Origin of the sequence: Clostridioides sp. ZZV14-6387 (assembly GCF_020657835.1) — a bacterium.
Taxonomy (GTDB): Bacteria; Bacillota; Clostridia; order Peptostreptococcales; family Peptostreptococcaceae; genus Clostridioides; species Clostridioides difficile_A.
The window spans coordinates 53748-72623 of the sequence record NZ_JAGWCW010000003.1 but is presented as its reverse complement, the minus strand read 5'-3'; the positions used below and the strand labels follow the sequence as shown (position 1 = coordinate 72623).

At 28.1% G+C, this 18876-nt stretch carries 14 protein-coding genes; 2 read left to right on the top strand and 12 right to left on the bottom strand.

Annotation, left to right across the window (positions count from 1 at the left end):
- Positions 1-74: 74 nt before the first annotated feature.
- From KGF38_RS02605 to KGF38_RS02565, 9 genes are all read right to left on the bottom strand, one after another.
- Positions 75-2378, bottom strand: coding sequence for a glycoside hydrolase (locus tag KGF38_RS02605; protein ID WP_227832144.1), 2304 nt, complete (start codon positions 2376-2378; stop codon positions 75-77).
- A 47-nt stretch (positions 2379-2425) separates the two neighbouring features.
- Positions 2426-3319, bottom strand: coding sequence for a glycoside hydrolase family 73 protein (locus tag KGF38_RS02600; protein ID WP_054270657.1), 894 nt, complete (start codon positions 3317-3319; stop codon positions 2426-2428).
- A gap of 217 nt (positions 3320-3536) precedes the next feature.
- On the bottom strand, positions 3537-5834 hold the full coding sequence (locus tag KGF38_RS02595; RefSeq protein WP_227832143.1) for a glycoside hydrolase family 65 protein: 2298 nt from the start codon (positions 5832-5834) through the stop codon (positions 3537-3539).
- A complete protein-coding gene (pgmB, locus tag KGF38_RS02590) occupies positions 5831-6511 on the bottom strand; it encodes a beta-phosphoglucomutase (RefSeq protein WP_227832142.1) in 681 nt (226 codons plus the stop codon). Before pgmB ends, KGF38_RS02595 begins: the two co-directional genes overlap by 4 nt.
- Before the next feature lie 94 nt (positions 6512-6605).
- Positions 6606-7490 carry a hypothetical protein gene (locus tag KGF38_RS02585; protein ID WP_227832141.1) on the bottom strand — a complete coding sequence of 295 codons (885 nt, stop codon included), beginning with the start codon at positions 7488-7490 and terminating at the stop codon, positions 6606-6608.
- A gap of 192 nt (positions 7491-7682) precedes the next feature.
- A complete protein-coding gene (locus tag KGF38_RS02580; RefSeq protein ID WP_227832140.1) occupies positions 7683-9566 on the bottom strand; it encodes a glycoside hydrolase family 13 protein in 1884 nt (627 codons plus the stop codon).
- A 256-nt stretch (positions 9567-9822) separates the two neighbouring features.
- A complete protein-coding gene (locus KGF38_RS02575) occupies positions 9823-10644 on the bottom strand; it encodes a histidinol-phosphatase HisJ family protein (RefSeq protein WP_219673342.1) in 822 nt (273 codons plus the stop codon).
- A 175-nt stretch (positions 10645-10819) separates the two neighbouring features.
- Positions 10820-11128 carry a hypothetical protein gene (locus KGF38_RS02570; protein WP_227832139.1) on the bottom strand — a complete coding sequence of 103 codons (309 nt, stop codon included), beginning with the start codon at positions 11126-11128 and terminating at the stop codon, positions 10820-10822.
- Between the two features lie 113 nt (positions 11129-11241).
- Positions 11242-12684 carry a cell wall-binding repeat-containing protein gene (locus tag KGF38_RS02565; RefSeq protein WP_054270663.1) on the bottom strand — a complete coding sequence of 481 codons (1443 nt, stop codon included), beginning with the start codon at positions 12682-12684 and terminating at the stop codon, positions 11242-11244.
- A gap of 606 nt (positions 12685-13290) precedes the next feature.
- Between KGF38_RS02565 and KGF38_RS02560 the strand changes: the two genes are divergently transcribed.
- On the top strand, positions 13291-14502 hold the full coding sequence (locus tag KGF38_RS02560; RefSeq protein ID WP_167639876.1) for an ROK family transcriptional regulator: 1212 nt from the start codon (positions 13291-13293) through the stop codon (positions 14500-14502).
- A gap of 91 nt (positions 14503-14593) precedes the next feature.
- The gene (locus tag KGF38_RS02555; RefSeq protein WP_021385062.1) at positions 14594-15109 is read left to right on the top strand and encodes a ferritin; all 516 of its coding nucleotides are present in this window, start codon (positions 14594-14596) and stop codon (positions 15107-15109) included.
- A 262-nt stretch (positions 15110-15371) separates the two neighbouring features.
- Here KGF38_RS02555 and KGF38_RS02550 read toward each other — a convergent pair whose 3' ends face one another.
- The 3 genes from KGF38_RS02550 to KGF38_RS02540 all read right to left on the bottom strand — a co-directional run bounded on the left by KGF38_RS02550 (position 15372) and on the right by KGF38_RS02540 (position 18876).
- A complete protein-coding gene (locus KGF38_RS02550; protein ID WP_227832138.1) occupies positions 15372-17471 on the bottom strand; it encodes an acetate--CoA ligase family protein in 2100 nt (699 codons plus the stop codon).
- Between the two features lie 122 nt (positions 17472-17593).
- Complete coding sequence (locus KGF38_RS02545; protein ID WP_054270666.1) at positions 17594-18133, bottom strand: 2-oxoacid:acceptor oxidoreductase family protein; 540 nt, start codon at positions 18131-18133, stop codon at positions 17594-17596.
- A gap of 2 nt (positions 18134-18135) precedes the next feature.
- Complete coding sequence (locus KGF38_RS02540; protein WP_054270667.1) at positions 18136-18876, bottom strand: thiamine pyrophosphate-dependent enzyme; 741 nt, start codon at positions 18874-18876, stop codon at positions 18136-18138.

The window sequence follows — 18876 nt, the reverse complement described above, 5'->3', positions numbered from 1 at the left end:
TAATGTCAAATGGCTAGACTGATTCTTATTTCAGAATGACCATTTGACATAATGTTTATTTGTTTTTATTAAATTTATTGTTCTGGTTTATATACAACTTTATTATCATCATCATATATTACCAAAGATTTTGCTTTTATAACTTCAGCCCCATACTTAACATCCTTTTGAGAGAAATTAGCTACTACTTTTAAATCTTCTCCATACTCAGTCATTTGAACTAACCTATCATCAGAAATAAATTTAAAATCTGTCATTTCTCTTTTTATAGCCTTTTTATTAAATTCTGACCATACTTTATTGTGTGAAACTATTTCATCTTTGTGTTTTTCCCATTCAGTTCTATCTATATAATACATAGGTGGCGTATTATACAATACTTCTCTCATCATTCTGCTTCCAACTTCATCTTTAATTTTGAAAGTTCCCCATAACCACTGATGAGAAGATACAACAGAATCATTATAAACTAATCTAAATAAAGGAAGAGAGTAAGTTGGGTCTATAAATATTTTTTTATATTTTTCTTTTACAGGTATCTGTTTTGAAAATACTTCTGGTACTCCTCCTGTTGGAGAATAGTATCTACCGACATAGTATTCACTATCTTTATTCTTGCTCATGTCTTTATCAACCCAAGCAAATGCTGGTGTCTCAAGACCATGTGCAAATGCTATGGTACTACTTGAAAAATCATTTCCACCTTCTGAACCTATAACCATATTTGCATTATCTCTTATATATGACATCCTTTCAAGTCTAGCCTTTAAATCTTGTGCTTGAGTTGTTATGTGACTTTGAGAATAATCATCATAGATTTCACCTGTAGCATCACAATCTATAAACCAAGAATTAAATTTATATCCTTCATCCAATATACTTTGTACTCTCTCTTTCACACTTGGTAAAGACAATGTAGGATTTAATTTTCTTCCTTCTCCTTGAAATCCAGTTTCTTTTTCACCTTTTTTGTTTTCTATAGTAGCATTTTCATATAGAGATTTATCCTTAAATGATGCTGTACTCCATTTTTCTTCTCCTGGCTTGTGTATAGAATGATATGAATCATATGGCCCTACTAGATATCCTAAATCATTAGCTCTCTTAACCATCTCTGGAGATACATAACCTTCTTTCATATCATCAAAACCTATCCAGGCATTTTTAATACCAGATTTATTGATGTCATTAATCACATCAATTGTATTATATCTTGTCCATGTAGCAACATCATTCACACTATCTCCTAGTTTTGATTTTAATAATCTCTTGTTAAATTCTATAAGTTCTACTCTATTTAATTTAGATATACCTTTGTCTAATACTCTTTTTATATCTCTATCCTTACTATTAAAAACTTTGTCATTATAAAAAGTATTCATTTGCATAACCTCATTAAATGCTTGAACTATTTGATTTTTTTGATATTTATCTATATAGTCTTGAGTTTTTATTTGATTAGTCACTTCTATAAATTCACTATCATCAGACTTCATACTTAAAAGTTCTTTCATCCAATTAATCAAATCATCTGATAAGTTTTCTTTTAATTTATTCCATTTAATATCATTTATTGTGATTATAGATTTATCTCCAAAATAAATTTGTGGTGCTCCATAGAGTTTTTCAATATTTTTATTTTCCTTAGATTTTTCTTCTAATGTTTTAAATTCGTCTTTATCAACTATATAATTTTTATAAGTTTTCGCTACATCTGTAATATTCTTATTGGTCAAGTACACTTTAAACCCATACTCTTTATTTTTATTGATACTTGGATATTCATGTTTAAACGTAAAATTAATCTTATCTTTAGAACTAAATTCAATTTCATTGTTGAATTCATTTTCAATAATATATAACACAGAATATTTTGCTTTATTTACTGCAAAGAATTGCATTGAAAAAGATTCTATAACATTATAAGTAGACTCATTTAAATGTTCTTTCCAATACTTATCATTACTTGGTATAAACTTACCTTCATAAAGTGGTAGTACATAACTTTCACCTTCAACTTTAGGCCAATTAAAACTAGCTTCTTGTTCTGAATTAGATTTAATGTTTACATCTAAATAATTGTTCTCTTTTTTTATATTTATGTCTATGTTTTCATCAGGATATGTCCATGATGCTTCTGTTTTTGTCTTTTTGAAATTTGATACCTTCCTTTCTTTTAATGGCTCGGATATCTTTTCTCTTGAACCATTAGATTCAACTGATACCTCAAAGGTTTCAGGTTTCACTTCAAAACTAAAATCCAAATTTTTAACATTGTACATGGATGATTTGCTATTAGCCACCTCCCCACTACTGCAACCAGTAATAGTAGTTATAACAACCATGCAACTTATAAATATCGAGACTATTTTTTTCATAAAAGCCACCTCCTCGATAAATATATCATCCTTATGTTACATCAAAGTTACATGTTGCTTTGAATTTCACTATCTATTAATTGAAGATTGTATTGTTGAATTATTTCTATTAAACGGTCTGCATAGATGCTCTTTCCATTTTCATCTTTTGCTGTACTATAACCTGCTTTTTCCAATGCTTTAGCTTGATATATATACGTTTTTGCATCAAATACACCATTGGCTTTGTATCTTTTATTCGTAGCCAAAAACTTTGCATGGTCTTTTATAGATTCGTTTTTATCATCATATATTCTAAATTTATCATCTATAATTGTATCTAAATGTTCTTTTGTCTCTAAAGTCACTGATTTACCTTTCCAAGAGGCATCTGCCTTTATGCCAAATAGATTATTGTGTTGTTTTGCTAAAGTTGATTTGCCCCAGCTAGATTCGATTATAGCTTGTGCAATAGTTATAGATGGAAGTATTTTATAATCTTCGTAATTTTGTATAGCTTCTTCTTTAATTTCGTTTATAAACTTCATATACTGTGTATCAGACTTCAATCTTTCTGGCTTTATGCCATAATCCTTAAGTTCGTCAATATAATTATCAACCAATCTTTTTTGTTTATTACTAAATTCTAATTCATCCAAGACATTACTTAATTTATTTATTTTATTATTTTCAGAAAAATTTTTAACAAATAAATCTGATACTTCTTTTATTTGTGAATCTTTAACTTCTTTTAAGTTGTTTTTATTCAATACAGCAACAATAGAAGCTACATACTTCCAGTTAACTTGTACATTATTTTTACTTGCTAAATCAGAATATTTTATATACTTACTAACCTCTATATCTTCCTTGTTTATATCTCTGGTGAAATACTCTTTTACTCCTACACCTATTAAAACTGATATTATCAGTATTATAACAATGAATTTTTTATTCTTCATAATTATTGTCCTCCCTCATATTATCTGCTGAATACAATATATCTTATTTTTGTTACATTTTCTTTACGAAATTTTGAAGATTTTATGAAGATTTATGAAATATATTTAACTAAAAGCGCAATTATTGTTATAATATATAGTTTTCTATTAAATAAAAATAGTTAAAATAAATTCATAATTAGATAAACTTATTTTAACTATTTACATAATAAAAATATTATTTAAATTTATTTCTATCAATTTTTATATATTTTTCTAATATATATTTTTTACCATATACAATAATTTTTATTGGCTTACCTTTTAAATTTTCTATTTTAATTAAATCACTACATACATCTACATTAATAATGTTATCTCTATAGCTTATGTTGAAAGAATAACCTCTCCATTCTTTCGGTAACTTAGGGTCAAAAGATAATGTTTCATCCCATGTCCTCATACCTGCAAACCCATGCACAATAGAAAGCCATGAACCAGACATAGAAGTTATATGCAGTCCATCATTGGTATCATTATTATAATTGTCTAAATCAAGCCTAGCAGTTCTTGAGTATAATTCATAAGCTTTGTCCAAATCATCTATTTCAGAAGCAATAATGGAATAAATACTAGAAGATAAAGAAGATTCATGTACAGTATATTTTTCGTAGAAATCAAAGTTTCTCTTCTTTTCTTCTTTAGTAAATCTATTTCCAAAATAGTAAATTCCCTGTAATACATCTGCTTGTTTTATAAAACACGACCTAAGAATCCTATCCCAAGACCAATTTTGATTAAGAGGAAGATTTTCTTTTGGTAAATCCTTTACTTCTATAAATTCTTTATCTAAAAAATTATCATTTTGAACTATTATTTTTAACTCATCATCATATGGCAGATAAATTTTTTTTGATATCATTTGCCATAGCTCAACTTCTTCTTTAGTTACATTATTTCTATCAATACATTCACTATATTCTATGTCTAATTTTAATACATTTTCTACAGCATATTCTAAGCACCATTTAGCTATATAATTAGTATACCAATTATTATTGACATTGTTTTCAAACTCATTTGGACCGGTTACACCATGTATCATATACAAATCTTTTTTTATAGATAAATGAGCTCTACTAGCCCAAAATCTAGCTATTTCTATTATTACATCGATTCCTTTTTCTTTTATGTATTCAAAGTCACCTGTATAATTTGCATAATTATATATTGCATATACTATACTTCCATTTCGGTGTATTTCTTCAAATGTTATCTCCCACTCATTATGGCATTCTACTCCATCAAATGTAACCATTGGATATAAAGCACCTTTAAGCCCTAGTTTTTTTGCATTATCTTTTGCCTGTTCCAATTGATTATATCTATATTCCAAAAGGTTTCTAGTTACCTTCTTATCTGTTACCCCTAGATATACTGGAACGCAAAATGCTTCTGTGTCCCAATAAGTAGCCCCTCCATACTTTTCTCCAGTAAAGCCTTTGGGACCTATATTCAATCTTGAATCTTCTCCATAATATGTTGAAAATAGTTGAAATAAATTGTATCGTATTCCTTGTTGACTACTTTTATCTCCATTTATTTTTACATCTGCACTTTTCCATCTTTTATTCCATAACTCTGTATGTTCATTTAATATATCATCATAATCTTTAGATATTTCTCTATTTAAAATATCTTCACATTTTCCTAATAGCTCACTTTCCTTATAGTCTCTAGTTGAAGTTATAGATACATATTTTTCTATACTAGCAACCTCATCTTTTAGAATATCCATTGTTATTGAATTCTCACAGTAGTTATATTCATTTGTATGAGATAGGTCTTTTATCTTACCTCTTGCCTTAATATACATCATTGCACCCACAGTAAATACTGGTGTATTAAATGCATTTTCCTTTGTTCTAGAAAGTATGCTTCCTCGATATTCTGAAGAACTTGAAGAAACTCCATTCCAGAACTCTTCCTCATAATTTGAATCCTCATTTTTTATGTTTGAATCTAAATATGGTATGAATTTTATTTTAGCATCAGAATTTAATGCTTTTATACTGTATTTAATTACTGCTAACTCCTTAACTGATATGCTTAAAAATCTAATAATGTTAACTTCAAATTTTTTATCACTTATGTGTACAATAAACCTACGATTTAAAATCCCATTTTTCATATCTAATTCTCTATAAAAATTTTCAATTTTACATTTTGCTAAGTCTAATTCTATGTCATCTATAAAAATTCTTATTCCTATATAGTTAATTGAATTAGGGATTTTACCAAAGTATTCTGGATATCCATTTTTCCACCATCCTACACGAGTTTTATCTGGAAACCATACTCCAGCTATATAAGACCCCTTATGAGTATCTCCACTATAATTTTCCTCATAGTTTCCTCTCATACCCATATAACCATTACCTATACTCATTATAGATTCTGCTAATCTATTTTCTTTGATTTCAATCTTATCTTGTATAATCTTCCATTCATCTATATTATTAAATAAACATTTCATATAATTCTCCTAACCATATACTCATTATACTTTTCTTGTATATATTCGAAATTTAATTGACTTGTTGAATCTACAACTAAATTTGCTTTTTTAAAATTCTCATAGTTTCCAACACCAACAGAAAACATATTAGAAGAATTTATAGCATCTATCCCTGCACTTGCATCTTCTATTCCTATACAGTTTTGAGGATTTACATTAAGCCCTTCTGCTGACATAAGAAATATATCTGGATGAGGTTTGCTGTTTTTACATTTTCCTGCATCAGCTATAAAATCAAATTTATCACTCATACCCAAATTATTTAGCACATTTGTTGCATTCTTACTTGCAGATGATAAACCTATTTTTATGTTATTAGATTTTATATCACCTAATAAATTTTCTATTCCAGGCAAAATATCATTTGAAGTTATCTCATCTATCAGTGATACATAATAACTATTTTTTTCTTCGGCCATTCTCACTTTTTCTTCTTCTGAAAATAAATATTTCTTATTTCCAAATTCTAATATCTTGTCCAATGACTCCATTCTACTTATGCCTTTTAAAGATTCATTAAATTTTGTATCTATATCTATCCCAACCTTATGAGCTAGTTTTCTCCAAGCCATATAATGATAATATGCAGTATCTGTAATTACACCATCCAAATCAAATATAAATGCTTCAATCATTCTTATTTCCTCTTTCTACAAGAAATTTTTAGACTAATAATCAATTTATTTTATACCTTCTCTCTTACATTTAAGGTATTATTTATAGAATTTTCTATTCTAATTCAGTCTTTAACTCAAAATCTATTTCCATTTCACTTTCTTTTACACCTTGTTTTTTTATTGCTCTACAAAAATTTGACCACATTCTTCCAGAAAAGGCATTTAAATAGTTTATATTGCAAATAAACTTTCCTTTTTCAATTTCTTTATTATATAATTGTGGTCCAACTATATATACTGGAAATATAGCCCATGCTTCTTTTCCCCTGTATTTTTTTACAAATTTTGTATAGTTTTCATTCTTCATAATACACACTAAAAATACACATACAAATGGATTTTCTTCAACATCCATACCAAAAGAAAAAGATATATCTGTTCCCAACTCTTTTTCTATTTTATGCAGATTTTCCCGAATCTGATTTTCAAGTTTTAGTGATGCTTCATTACAGAATTCTTTAATTTCATTATCTCGAATTGGAACCCATAATGAAGTATCTGATATATAGTCTATGGCTTTATTATCAAAAGGTAACTCTCTTCGCTTCATCTCAGCTATAGCAGACATGTAATTTTTATCAGATATAAAAAAAGTTACAATTTTACTTTTATCTACATATATTTTAACTGGACACCCTTGTTTTTTATTATTTATTGAAATCCTAGTGATATCATGATATGAATACTCTTTTTCACTTCCTATACATTTACGAACTTTAATATTATGTAAATCAAAAATAATATATTTTCTTGTATAATCAAAAATTGAAAATAATCCATACATTGTAAATATAAAAGTGATTCCTGCTATATAATACTGTTTAACATATAGAAGTAATACATTTATAACAATTCCAATTAATAAAAATATAACACCTAAAATTAAATTTACAGTTCCTGATTTTACTATAACTATATGTTCTTTATAGTCATTCATATCGCTCCTTCCCCCTACCTATTCAGTAATTACTTTTCTTATTGAATTACAGAATGATTAGAAGTGTTAATATTTGTTTTTATTCAAATAAAAAGCATACTGAATCTATTTTACTGAAAATAGTTTCTATTTGAACTAACACTTACGTCTATGATAGCGTATTTCATCTATCTTCTATAAATACATTTTATATTATTTTAAAATGATGAACTTGTATTTTTTTACTCTTATTTCTTCTTTTAAGTCTACTATTTTTTCTTCATACAAATCTTTTACTTTTCTATTAGCCAAATAATCTGGTAATTTTAAAGTTATATCTTTAGATGAATTATTTATTATTATGGAAATGGATTCTTTTTTTAGTAGAATAGTTCCACTTTCCTTATCTGCTAATATCCATTCATTTGACATAGACCTAAGTTCTTTATTTTCTTTACGAAGCCTAATAATCTTCTTCATAAAATCAAATATATCCTTATTCCATTTTTCTTCATTCCATTCCATACATTTTCTTTGTCCTTCAGATATTGAACTCAGTTCTCCGTCCATTCCAATTTCGTCACCATAGTATATACAAGGACTGCCTGATTGTATAAACATAAACAAATATGCAAGTTTAACTCTATCAACATTTCCTCTAGCATAATTCAGTATCCTTGTGGTATCATGACTTCCAAGTAAATTAAAAATAACTTCACTAACTTGCATTGGATAACTTACCATTATATCATTTATCATGTATTTAAACTCTTCAGCATTTATCTCATCTGTACAAAAGAATTTTTTCATAGCTTCTGACATCAAATAGTTCATAACTGAATCAAATTGGTCCCCCATCAACCATGGTAAACTACCATGCCAAATTTCGCCCAGTATATATATATCTGGTTTTATTTTTTTAAGTTCTTCTCTAAACTTTCTCCAAAAAACGTGGTCTACTTCATTTGAGACATCCAATCTCCATGCATCTATATCAAACTCCTGTATCCAGTACTTTCCTACACCTAATAAATATTCTATTACTTCTAAATTTTCTGTGTTAAGTTTAGGCATATACTTTTCACAGCCAAAAGTTTCATAAGGTATATTTTTTTCATCTATTTGTTCTATTGGAGTATCAACTTTGCTCATGTCTTTTATATAGAACCACTCTTTATACCTAGAATTTTCCTTATTTTTAATTACATCTTGCCACTGTTTAGAATAGTATCCTATATGATTAAAAACAGCATCCAGCATTATTTTTATATTTTTCTTATGAGCTTCTTTTATTAGCCTTTTTAAAGTCTCTTTATCTCCTAATGAAGGGTCTATCTTCATATAATCAATTGTATCGTATCTATGATTTGTATTTCCAACTGTAATAGGGCAAAAATAAATTCCATTTATCCCTAAATCACTCAAATAATCTAAGTGTTCTATCACACCTTGCAAATCTCCACCTGTAAAATTATCTCTTGTTGGAATAGCTCCCCATTCCTCCACTCCTACTGGATTTATAGATGGGTCACCATTTGCAAATCTATCTGGAAATATCTGGTACCAAATAGTCTCTTTAACCCAATCTGGTACTTTAGGTATATCTATATAATTTAAATATGGGTATCCAAAAAAATTACTTATCTCACACAATTCTTTTTTGTCATTTTCATTGCCCAACTCTATTATCCTTTTTTCTGTAAATAGAATCTTTTCCTCTTGGCCTTCTATTATAAACCCATATCTTGAACGTTTGTTTAATGGTTTGCACTTAGCTATCCAATAATCAAATAATTCAGTTTCTACTTCTTTATCCATTATTATATTTGAACCACCAGACCAACCAATCCCAGATGCATTTAAATTTCCTCCTCCTGCACCACCTTTGTCCCATACATATTGGTCTCCTATTCTCAAAATCACTTTTTTTGCTTCATTTTTTTTAGTTCTAAGTCTTATATGTAATGTTTCTCTATCATAACCATAGGCATAGTTACTCATTGGTATATGTAATATGGCTTCTTTTGTTAAATTTTTTTTAGTAGTTTCTTTGATTTTATTGCTTAAATTTATATTCTTTTTATTTTTATTAGACAATTTAAATTTCTCCCTCCTTTATAATAATTTACATAATTTAAAGATAGGTTAATATATTTTATTATTATATCACAATAAAAATATATAATAGTAAAATATATTAACAATATGCTATCCAAGTTAAAATAAATTATATTATTAAATTTAATTTTATCCAGTTATTTTTGCAAAATAAAAACCTCTAGTATTTTTCTAGAGGATACAATATTATACTATTAACTTTTTTACTATCTGTTAATTCATTTCAAAACATACTCTAAGCTATATTGTTAGATTTAACTTTTTCTATATTTATAAAATAAGTTTCTCTTTCTTTAAATAAAGATACATATTTAAAATCAAGATACTTAAGCATATCATAAGCCACATCAAAATCTCTACATATATCTTCTACTCTGTGAGAATCAGAACCTACAGTAACTATAAATCCGCCAAGCTCTTTATATCTTTTTAATATATCTTCATTTGGATGTATAGCATTTAATCCATATCTATAACCAGAAGTATTTAACTCTATACCACTTCCATTATCGATTATTGATTTTAAAACTTCATCAATAACATCTTTAAAATCATTGTATATAACTCTATTATCTGAATATATTCCATATCTAGATATGTAATCTAAATGCCCATATATGTTATAGTCTCTAAATTCACGATTAGTTTCAAGTATACTATTAAAATATTTATAATATGCATCTTCTTTGCTAAGCCCTTTAAAATACTCCTTTGATGGAACAGGTATATTATCAATTGTATGAGTTGAACACAATATGAAATCAAAAGGATTAGAGTTTATTATTTCATCTATTTCATTTTTTAGATGTTTTCTATAACCAACTTCAACTCCTAATAATAACTCTATGTCCTTTTTATATTTTTCTTTGAACTTATTAAACACTGGAACATAGTCATTATAATTAATGCAAAAGCCTCTACCTTCATCATGCTCTAAATGGTCTGTAAAAGTTAAATATCTAACACCAATACTTATAGCTTTTTTTATTGTATCTTCCATCGAATCCTTTCCATCACTTGAAAAATTAGTATGAATATGATTATCTATTAAATTCATATTATCCCTCCCTTTATTTTATCTATCTCAATTATACTACGAGTTCATTGTATACAAGTGTTAAAAGAATATTATAAGAGTTAAATTTTATTTACATAATTTTTCATAAAAAAGAAGCATCTATTTTGATTTTAGAAAATCATTAAAGATGCTTCTCTTTCACACACTTTTTTATTTAACTTTTAAAAGTCTTAATTTTGTAATAGAGTTTAGCAGTTATATGCCCAATCATATAGAAAGCTGCATAAAGTAAAACATATACATATGCTGAATCATTTAAAAATATATACATTAATATTATATAAGTTACTAAAGACACTACAAGTGATAAAATCCAATTAGTTTTATTTAGTACACAAACTATCCCCTGCATTAAAAAGGCAACTGGAAAAATCAATACCATTCCTATTACAAAAATCCCTTTAGCTTGAACATTTGGTATATTAAATATATCTGTAGCAAAGGTTAAAAACATTAATATCATTATAATTGTGGGAAATATGATACTAAAAATATTACTCTTTTTCACAATAATCATTCCTTATTTGTCAGCTATTTGATAATCTTTAATAAGCATATCTTAAATTAATACTTTAATTATTTTGTAGCCTCAATTTCCCCCATCATTCTAACTAAATCTTGTCCATATTGACCTCCAGCCCAATTATTAGAAAGACCTTCAACTGTTTTAGCTTTCCCAAATAAAGATTTTTCATGTCTAGGGTCTACTGGATTTGAAAGTGGATAACCATCTTGTCCTGCATATAAGCATAAATGTTGAATCTGAGCTAAGATTCCTTCTTCCCACGTACCAAATCTTGAGTGGGCATTCTTATCAGTATCAGAACCTCCTGAAGAAGTCTTAAGTCCACAAGGATTCTTGAATGATGCATCTAATACCCCACCAAAATTACAGAAACCAGTTTCTTTTGCAGATTGAGCTACTGCTAATACAGGATTTACACCTTCTTGAACAGCAGTATCATACAATATTGGTATTAATTCTATAAATAAATCATTAGCTCTTTTAGATTTAGCCCATTTTAAACAAGCTTCTAAACTAGCTGTTGGTTCACCTAATATGCTTGTCTCATTTTTCATAGGAGAATCACCTTTTGTAGATGAGTCACCATTATTCTGTGCAGCAGAAACACATTTATTATATATGCTATCACTTATTGTACCTAATCTAGTAATTTTGTCTGCTCCTGCTAATATAGATTTATCACTACTTTCTGACACCAACACAATTGGATTTTCTTTAGCAATTGTAGAACCTGTAAGTGCATTTACTAAATCATATCCATCACTTAAATAAAATTCTGATGCATCTGGATAAAATTCTTTTATAACTTTCTTATTTGTATCATATCTATCTGAGCCACCAAGTCTTTTAGAGTTAGTCTTATTAACTAAGCTAGTACTCATAGATATACTTCCACCTACTGCATATGATTTTACATCACTTGTTGAAAAAGGAACACTCTTTCCATCTGTAAGCACTATAGGAGCTACATCTCTTACTGACACAGGTGCTGCACTTATAGTATCAGCTTCTCCTTTATATGCATTAGTTAATATCACTTCATCAACTTTTTTAATACTACTTACCTCTTTAGCAACACTATAACTAGTCTTTATTCTGTCATCTCCACCTAATCTAGTTACTTGTGCTCCTGTGTTTTTAAGTTCAGTTTCTACTGATTTGCTTATTGATAATTCTTTACCTATTATGTATATTTTTTTGACATTTTTTAATCTTTGTTTCGTTTCATTTGGTATGTTATTTTTTTGTGCAAGTAAAATTGGAGCATCAACAGCACCAGCAAGACCACTTGCTGAAAGACCATCTGCTATCGAACTATCCATATTTACCATAATCGCTGTATCATAACTCTTTTTGTCTGCTATTAATCCAGCCGTCTCATATATATTGTTACCTTTAATAGTATCTGATGTTAATGCATTTACATTAGGCACATTTATTAGAAATATAGCTAATGTTAGACCTAATGCTAAAACTCTCTTAATTGTTCTCATATTCTTCCCCCTTGATATATCAAGTTTAATTCAAAAATGACTATAGCATAGTACTACATCTATGCTATAGTCATTTATTATAATTTAATAATTATATATTTGTTATTATATCATAAATTACAAAAAGTTTCCATAATATTAGATAGATTAGAGGAAAAATTTACATTTTAGTTACAATTTCTAAGGTTTCAGTTCATATGTACATATATTTAGTAACAATTTGTAATAAAAATCGACATTTATATCTCATATTTATTATATTTTTTTACAAAATGGAAATTTATTGTATACAACAAACAGATTATATTTTTACAGAATCTATTCATTATTAAGTAAATTCTTTATCAATATTGTTAAAAATACATTTTTTAATAAATTTATTATGTGTCAATTTTTTTATTAAGTACATACTGTTTTTACTATATAATATGTAAACATATTTTTCAATTTTAATTTAATTCTAACATATTTTTATGTGTCTTATGATATATAATGTGATATATTCTAATTAATGGTATTTTCAAATTAAAAAATGTTACTGTTTTATAAAGTGACATTGTGCTTGAAAATAAATAAAACACTTAACTTTATTTAAGGAGATTTACGATGAGCAACAAACAAGGTTCTAACATAAAAGATGTAAAAATTAAAAATAAGTTAATAATATTGAAATTACTTTCTACAAATACACCTATGTCTAGGGTTGATTTAGCAAAGTCTACAGGACTTACCAAAATGACTTTATCAAATCTAGTTACAGAACTTATTAATGAAAACATGATTAGAGAAATAGAGTCATCAACTTTAAATGCACATTCATCAGGTCGTAAACCTATTTTATTAGATATTTCTAATATATCACCTTGTATCTGTGGAATTCTAATAAGAAGAAATATATGTAAGGTAATTATTTCAGACTTGAAAGGTAATATTGTAAAACAACTTTCTGAAACTTACCCTAAGTATCTATCAAATGAGGTCTTAAAAGATATAATAAAAAGAATGTTTACTAAGATAATGAAGAATAATAAAAGAGATATAATTGGAATTGGTATTTCTTCAATAGGTCCAGTAGATAATATAAATGGTATTATATTGAATCCTCCAGACTTTGGAAATGTATCAAATCTAAATATAGTTAATTTTATAGAAGAAATGTCTGATTTGCCAATATTTTTGATAAATGATGCTAATTCAGGTGCTTTAGCTGAAAAAATGTATGGTTTAGGTAAAGATATATCAAATTATATATACTTGCACATAATGAATGGTATTGGAGCTGGTCTAGTACTGGAAAATAGGCTTCATACTGGTAATCTGGGTCAGAGTGGAGAAATAGGACATACATCTATTAATTTTAGTGGACCATTATGTAGTTGTGGTAATAATGGATGCTTGGATTATTACACAAGTGTTAGTAATTTAATTAAAAGAATTGAATCATTGAGCCATATTTATCCTGACTCTCCATTAATTAACTGTAAAGACTTTTCTCTAGTTAAGTTAATAGATGAGGCAAATAATAAGGATACTCTTGCTATGTTTTTACTTGATGAATTTTGTACATATATATCATACGCATTAGTAAATACACTTACATTGATTGACTGTAGTTCTATAATAATAGGCTATGATTTTAATATACCAGGCACATTCATAGAAAATACATTATTAAAAAAACTAACTGCTTCGGCAAGTTTTTCTAAATATAAAAAAATAAGTGTAAAACATTCAAATTTTGGAGCAAATGCACCATTAATCGGCTCTATAGCTATTGTCAGCTACAAATTTTTTAATGGAAGTATAAATTTTTATTAAATATGTAAAATATTTAAACACTTTTATTGAATATTTTTCCATTTAATATTATTATATTTTATAAGAGCGTTTAAAATTTGGAGGTATGAAAATGATTTCAGCTAAAATGGAAAAATTACTTAATGAGCAGATTAACCATGAATTATATTCTGCATATCTTTATCTTTCTATGTCTTCTTACCTTGAAGCAGAAGGACTTAAAGGATTTTCTAATTGGTTTTATGTTCAATATAAAGAAGAGACAGACCATGCTATGTTTTTCTACAAATATTTACATAATGTAGGAGGAAAAGTTCAACTTGATGCTATCCCAATGCCAGATTCAGACTTTACTTCTGCAATGGATATTCTTGAGCGTACATTAGCTCATGAAAAAAAGGTTACATCTTTAATAAACAATTTAGCAGCTGTAGCAAACTCTGAGGCAGACTTTAGAACTTCTCAGTTCTTACTTTGGTTTATATCTGAACAAGCAGAGGAAGAAACAAATTGTGAAGACAATATAAAACGTGTTAAACTTGCTGGAGAAGGTGGTCTATTCTTTGTTGACCAGGAATTTGCTAATCGTACATATGCAGCCCCAACAAATCCACCTGTAACAATATAGTATTTAAAACCTTTTAATATAATAAAGTAGGTGTCTTAATGAAAATCAACATTGATTATTTACATTAAGACACCTTTTATTATTCGTTTTATATGTAGTATTTTATTGTTTATACAGTTCTATTTTATAATTTTTAAAAATCTATTTTCACTTTAAGATACTTAAATTTAAAATTTGGGGTGACTGAAAATCACACTACTCAATTTATAAATGTGATTTTCAGCCAGTACTTTGATTATGGTTGAATACCAAAACTTATGAGCTATTTATATTTAACTATTAAAGCATCTACTGCACATACACCTTTTCCTTTAGGGTATACAAACACTGGATTTAAATCTATTTCCTTAACTTCATCTTTATTTTCATAGGCATATTTTCCTAACTTAACCATCATATCTGCAAGGGCTTCAACATCACAAGGTTCGCTTCCTCTATATCCATCTAAAAGCTTAAATGACTTCAATTTTCTAAGCATCATCATAGCTTCATCATGATTTATAGGTAATGGATATAAAGTAGTATCCTTAAATACTTCTACAAATACTCCTCCTAGACCAACTAGTAACATTGGACCAAATTGGTCATCATTAGTAATACCAATAATAATTTCTATACCACTTTCCACCATTTCTTGAACTAATATACCATCAATTTTAGCATTTGGTTTTTCTTTTTTTACATTGGCTAAAATCTCATTATATGCATTTATTGCCTCATCTCTATTTTTAATTCCTACTTTAACTCCTCCAACATCAGATTTATGCAATATTTCGGAAGAATTTATTTTTAAAACAACAGGATAGTTAATATATTTCAAAATTTCATCTAATTCATCAATACTTTTTGCATTACCTTGCCCTGGCACTGGTACTCCATATTTCTTCATCTCAATCTTACTATCTAACTCTGATAGAGCTACTACATTATTTGATTCTCTTTTCTTAATAGCCTCAAACTCTAAAGTTCTCTTTGAATAATCATAATCTACAAATTTAGCCATTTTATTAAAACAAGTAAACGTAGTTCCAACTGATGACATTATAGGTACTTGATTATCTTCTAATCTAGTTCTATAATTTAGATATCTATTTCCTTCAAGTGTTGGAACTGCAAACACAGGCTTCCTTAACCCTTGTTCTCTTGCTTCACTTACAGCTTGACAAAGTGTCTCATGCATTTCATTTTCTTCATCTCTTATATTTGCACCTACCATAGTAAATCCAACACTATCATCTTTTTCAAATGTATGTAATAGACCTACTATCATATCCTTTTCATGGAATAACGCAGTTGTAGCATCTAATGGATTTTTAGGTGTCGCAAATCCTGGAAGATAATTTTTCATTTCTTCTTTCGTTTCAGAAGATATCTCTGCAAGGTCTACACCATTTTCTTCTGCTAAATCTGCACAAATAGTATTTTCTCCTCCTGAGAAGTTTATTGCTGCGAAATTAGAATTTGTAGGCAAGTTACCATCTAGAACACTAAAAGCCTGTGCTAAACACATAAATTGTTCCAAGTTCTCTACCGAAATCACTCCATATTTTTCAAAAATACTTTCAAAAGCCTTACTCGAGCCAGCTAAGTTTCCTGTATGAGAAGCAGCAGAAATAGCTCCTTTTTCTGACCTTCCTGATTTTAATATTATTACTGGTTTTCTCTTTTGTGCAGCTCTTTTTAGAGAGTCTATAAATTTTTGAGGATTTTTTAAGCCTTCAAGATAGATGGCTATTACTGATGCGTAATTATCATCTACAAGGAAGTCAACAGCATCTTCTAATGTAACTATATTTCCATTTCCCGTTGAGAAACCATAAGATATATTAAAATAATCACTTGAAACAATCTCTGCAGTTATAAATCCACTTTGACCTACAATTCCTATCCCAGGTTTTTTAGTATCTAAATCCCATTTAGAACCACCTGCCCATAGATTAACTTTATCTATACAATTTAATAATCCCATACAATTTGGACCTAATATTTTCATATCATATGTATTTGATATTTCTATAAGTTGATTTTCTAAATCTATTCCTTCTTCTGTTCCTTCTTCTGCAAATCCACTAGCATATACTACAGCTGCTTTTGTTCCCAATTCTCCAGAATCTTTTAATACAGATGGAACTATATTTCTAGGTGTACATACTACTACACAATCTACCACTTCTGGTACTTCTTGTATCGTTTTATAGCACTTTCTTCCAAACAATTCATCTCTTTTAGGATTTACATAATATACTCTATCTGTATCTTTACTTTTTACTATACTAAGTGCTGCACTTCTACCAAAACCAAGCTTATCAGTAACTCCTACTATAGCAATGCTCTTTGGTCTAATAAGTTTTTCCAAGCTCATAAATTCACTCTCCTATATTTTATAGTTGTGATTTTAAATGAATTTTATCTCAAGATGAAACTTATCTTGGCACTAAAGATTATTAAATCTTGAGATAAATCATTTAAGATAAGGGTAATTTATTAAATGGCGTTATTATAGCCTTCCATGAATGCTGCTTTATTTTGAATATTGAATTTACCTTTTCCTTTCTCTTCAAAGAAATCACACATAGTTTTTAAAGCTAATTCTTTTTCAAGTAATCCAGTTTTAGCAATTAATGCTCCAAGTACTACTATATTTGCTGCCTTGGGATTGTTTACTTTTTGAGCTAATTCTTGACAATTTATTTTAACTACATTTATATCTTCTCTTAATGCTATATTATCATCTATTACAGATGTATTAATAACTACTGTTCCACCTTCCTTGACTAAGTTTATATAATCTAAAGATGGCTTATTCATTGCTACTAAAACATCTATTTCTTCCATATCAGGTCCACCTATACTCTCATCAGAAAACTTTACTACACTATATGCTTTTCCACCTCTCATAGTTGGACCATATGCAGGCATCCAAGTTACCTGTTTTCCTAATTCAAGTGCTGACTCAGCTACAATTAGACCAAGAGTTAAAACTCCTTGACCACCAAACCCTGCAAATACTAACTCTTTTTCCATAACTATTCACCATCCCTTTGCTTAAATTCGCCAAGAGTGTAATATGGCACTATTTCTTCTTCCATCCACTTGATAGATTTCTCTAATGATACACCCCAGTTAGTTGGACAAGGTGCTAATATTTCAACTAATGAATACCCCTCTCCATTCAATTGAGCTTCTATTGCATTTTTTATATATTTTTTTAGATTAATTATTTCCTTTGGACTATGAACTGAACCTCTTGCTACATATGCTACATCAAAGAAGTCTGCCATCATTTCAGGAACTTTTAATGGACTACCAGTAGTGTTTATATCTCTTCCATTTACACTTGTTGTTGTAACTTGACCTGGCATAGTAGTCCATGACATTTGCCCACCAGTCATCGCAAAGTTATTGTTATTTATTACAAATACAGTAACATTATGATTTCTATATGCGGTATTTAAAGTTTCAGAAAGACCTATAACATAAGCATCTCCATCACCTTGATAAGTCATTACTAATGTTTCTGGAAGTGCTACTTTAATTCCTATAGCTGTGGATGAAGCTCTACCATGTGCAGTTTGCATCTTATCTCCATTCCAGCTAAAATTCATATTACAAACACAACCAACTCCTAAAGTTAATACATGATTTTTTTCATATCCATGTTCTTCTATTACTTCTGCTATTATACGGTTTACTATTCCATGACCACAACCTGGGCAAAATTTGTTTGGTATTGAAACAACGCTAGGTGTTAATTTTTCTGTAGCCAT

Bases quoted from the DNA above. Each gene is read 5' to 3' on its own strand.
- KGF38_RS02585 (WP_227832141.1), bottom strand. From the start codon at position 7,490: ATGAATGACTATAAAGAACATATAGTTATAGTAAAATCAGGAACTGTA.
- KGF38_RS02605 (WP_227832144.1), bottom strand. From the start codon at position 2,378: ATGAAAAAAATAGTCTCGATATTTATAAGTTGCATGGTTGTTATAACT.
- KGF38_RS02550 (WP_227832138.1), bottom strand. From the start codon at position 17,471: ATGAGCTTGGAAAAACTTATTAGACCAAAGAGCATTGCTATAGTAGGA.
- KGF38_RS02600 (WP_054270657.1), bottom strand. From the start codon at position 3,319: ATGAAGAATAAAAAATTCATTGTTATAATACTGATAATATCAGTTTTA.
- KGF38_RS02570 (WP_227832139.1), bottom strand. From the start codon at position 11,128: ATGATATTAATGTTTTTAACCTTTGCTACAGATATATTTAATATACCA.
- KGF38_RS02565 (WP_054270663.1), bottom strand. From the start codon at position 12,684: ATGAGAACAATTAAGAGAGTTTTAGCATTAGGTCTAACATTAGCTATA.
- KGF38_RS02595 (WP_227832143.1), bottom strand. From the start codon at position 5,834: ATGAAATGTTTATTTAATAATATAGATGAATGGAAGATTATACAAGAT.
- KGF38_RS02555 (WP_021385062.1), top strand. From the start codon at position 14,594: ATGATTTCAGCTAAAATGGAAAAATTACTTAATGAGCAGATTAACCAT.
- pgmB (WP_227832142.1), bottom strand. From the start codon at position 6,511: ATGATTGAAGCATTTATATTTGATTTGGATGGTGTAATTACAGATACT.
- KGF38_RS02540 (WP_054270667.1), bottom strand. From the start codon at position 18,876: ATGGCTACAGAAAAATTAACACCTAGCGTTGTTTCAATACCAAACAAA.
- KGF38_RS02575 (WP_219673342.1), bottom strand. From the start codon at position 10,644: ATGAATTTAATAGATAATCATATTCATACTAATTTTTCAAGTGATGGA.
- KGF38_RS02545 (WP_054270666.1), bottom strand. From the start codon at position 18,133: ATGGAAAAAGAGTTAGTATTTGCAGGGTTTGGTGGTCAAGGAGTTTTA.
- KGF38_RS02560 (WP_167639876.1), top strand. From the start codon at position 13,291: ATGAGCAACAAACAAGGTTCTAACATAAAAGATGTAAAAATTAAAAAT.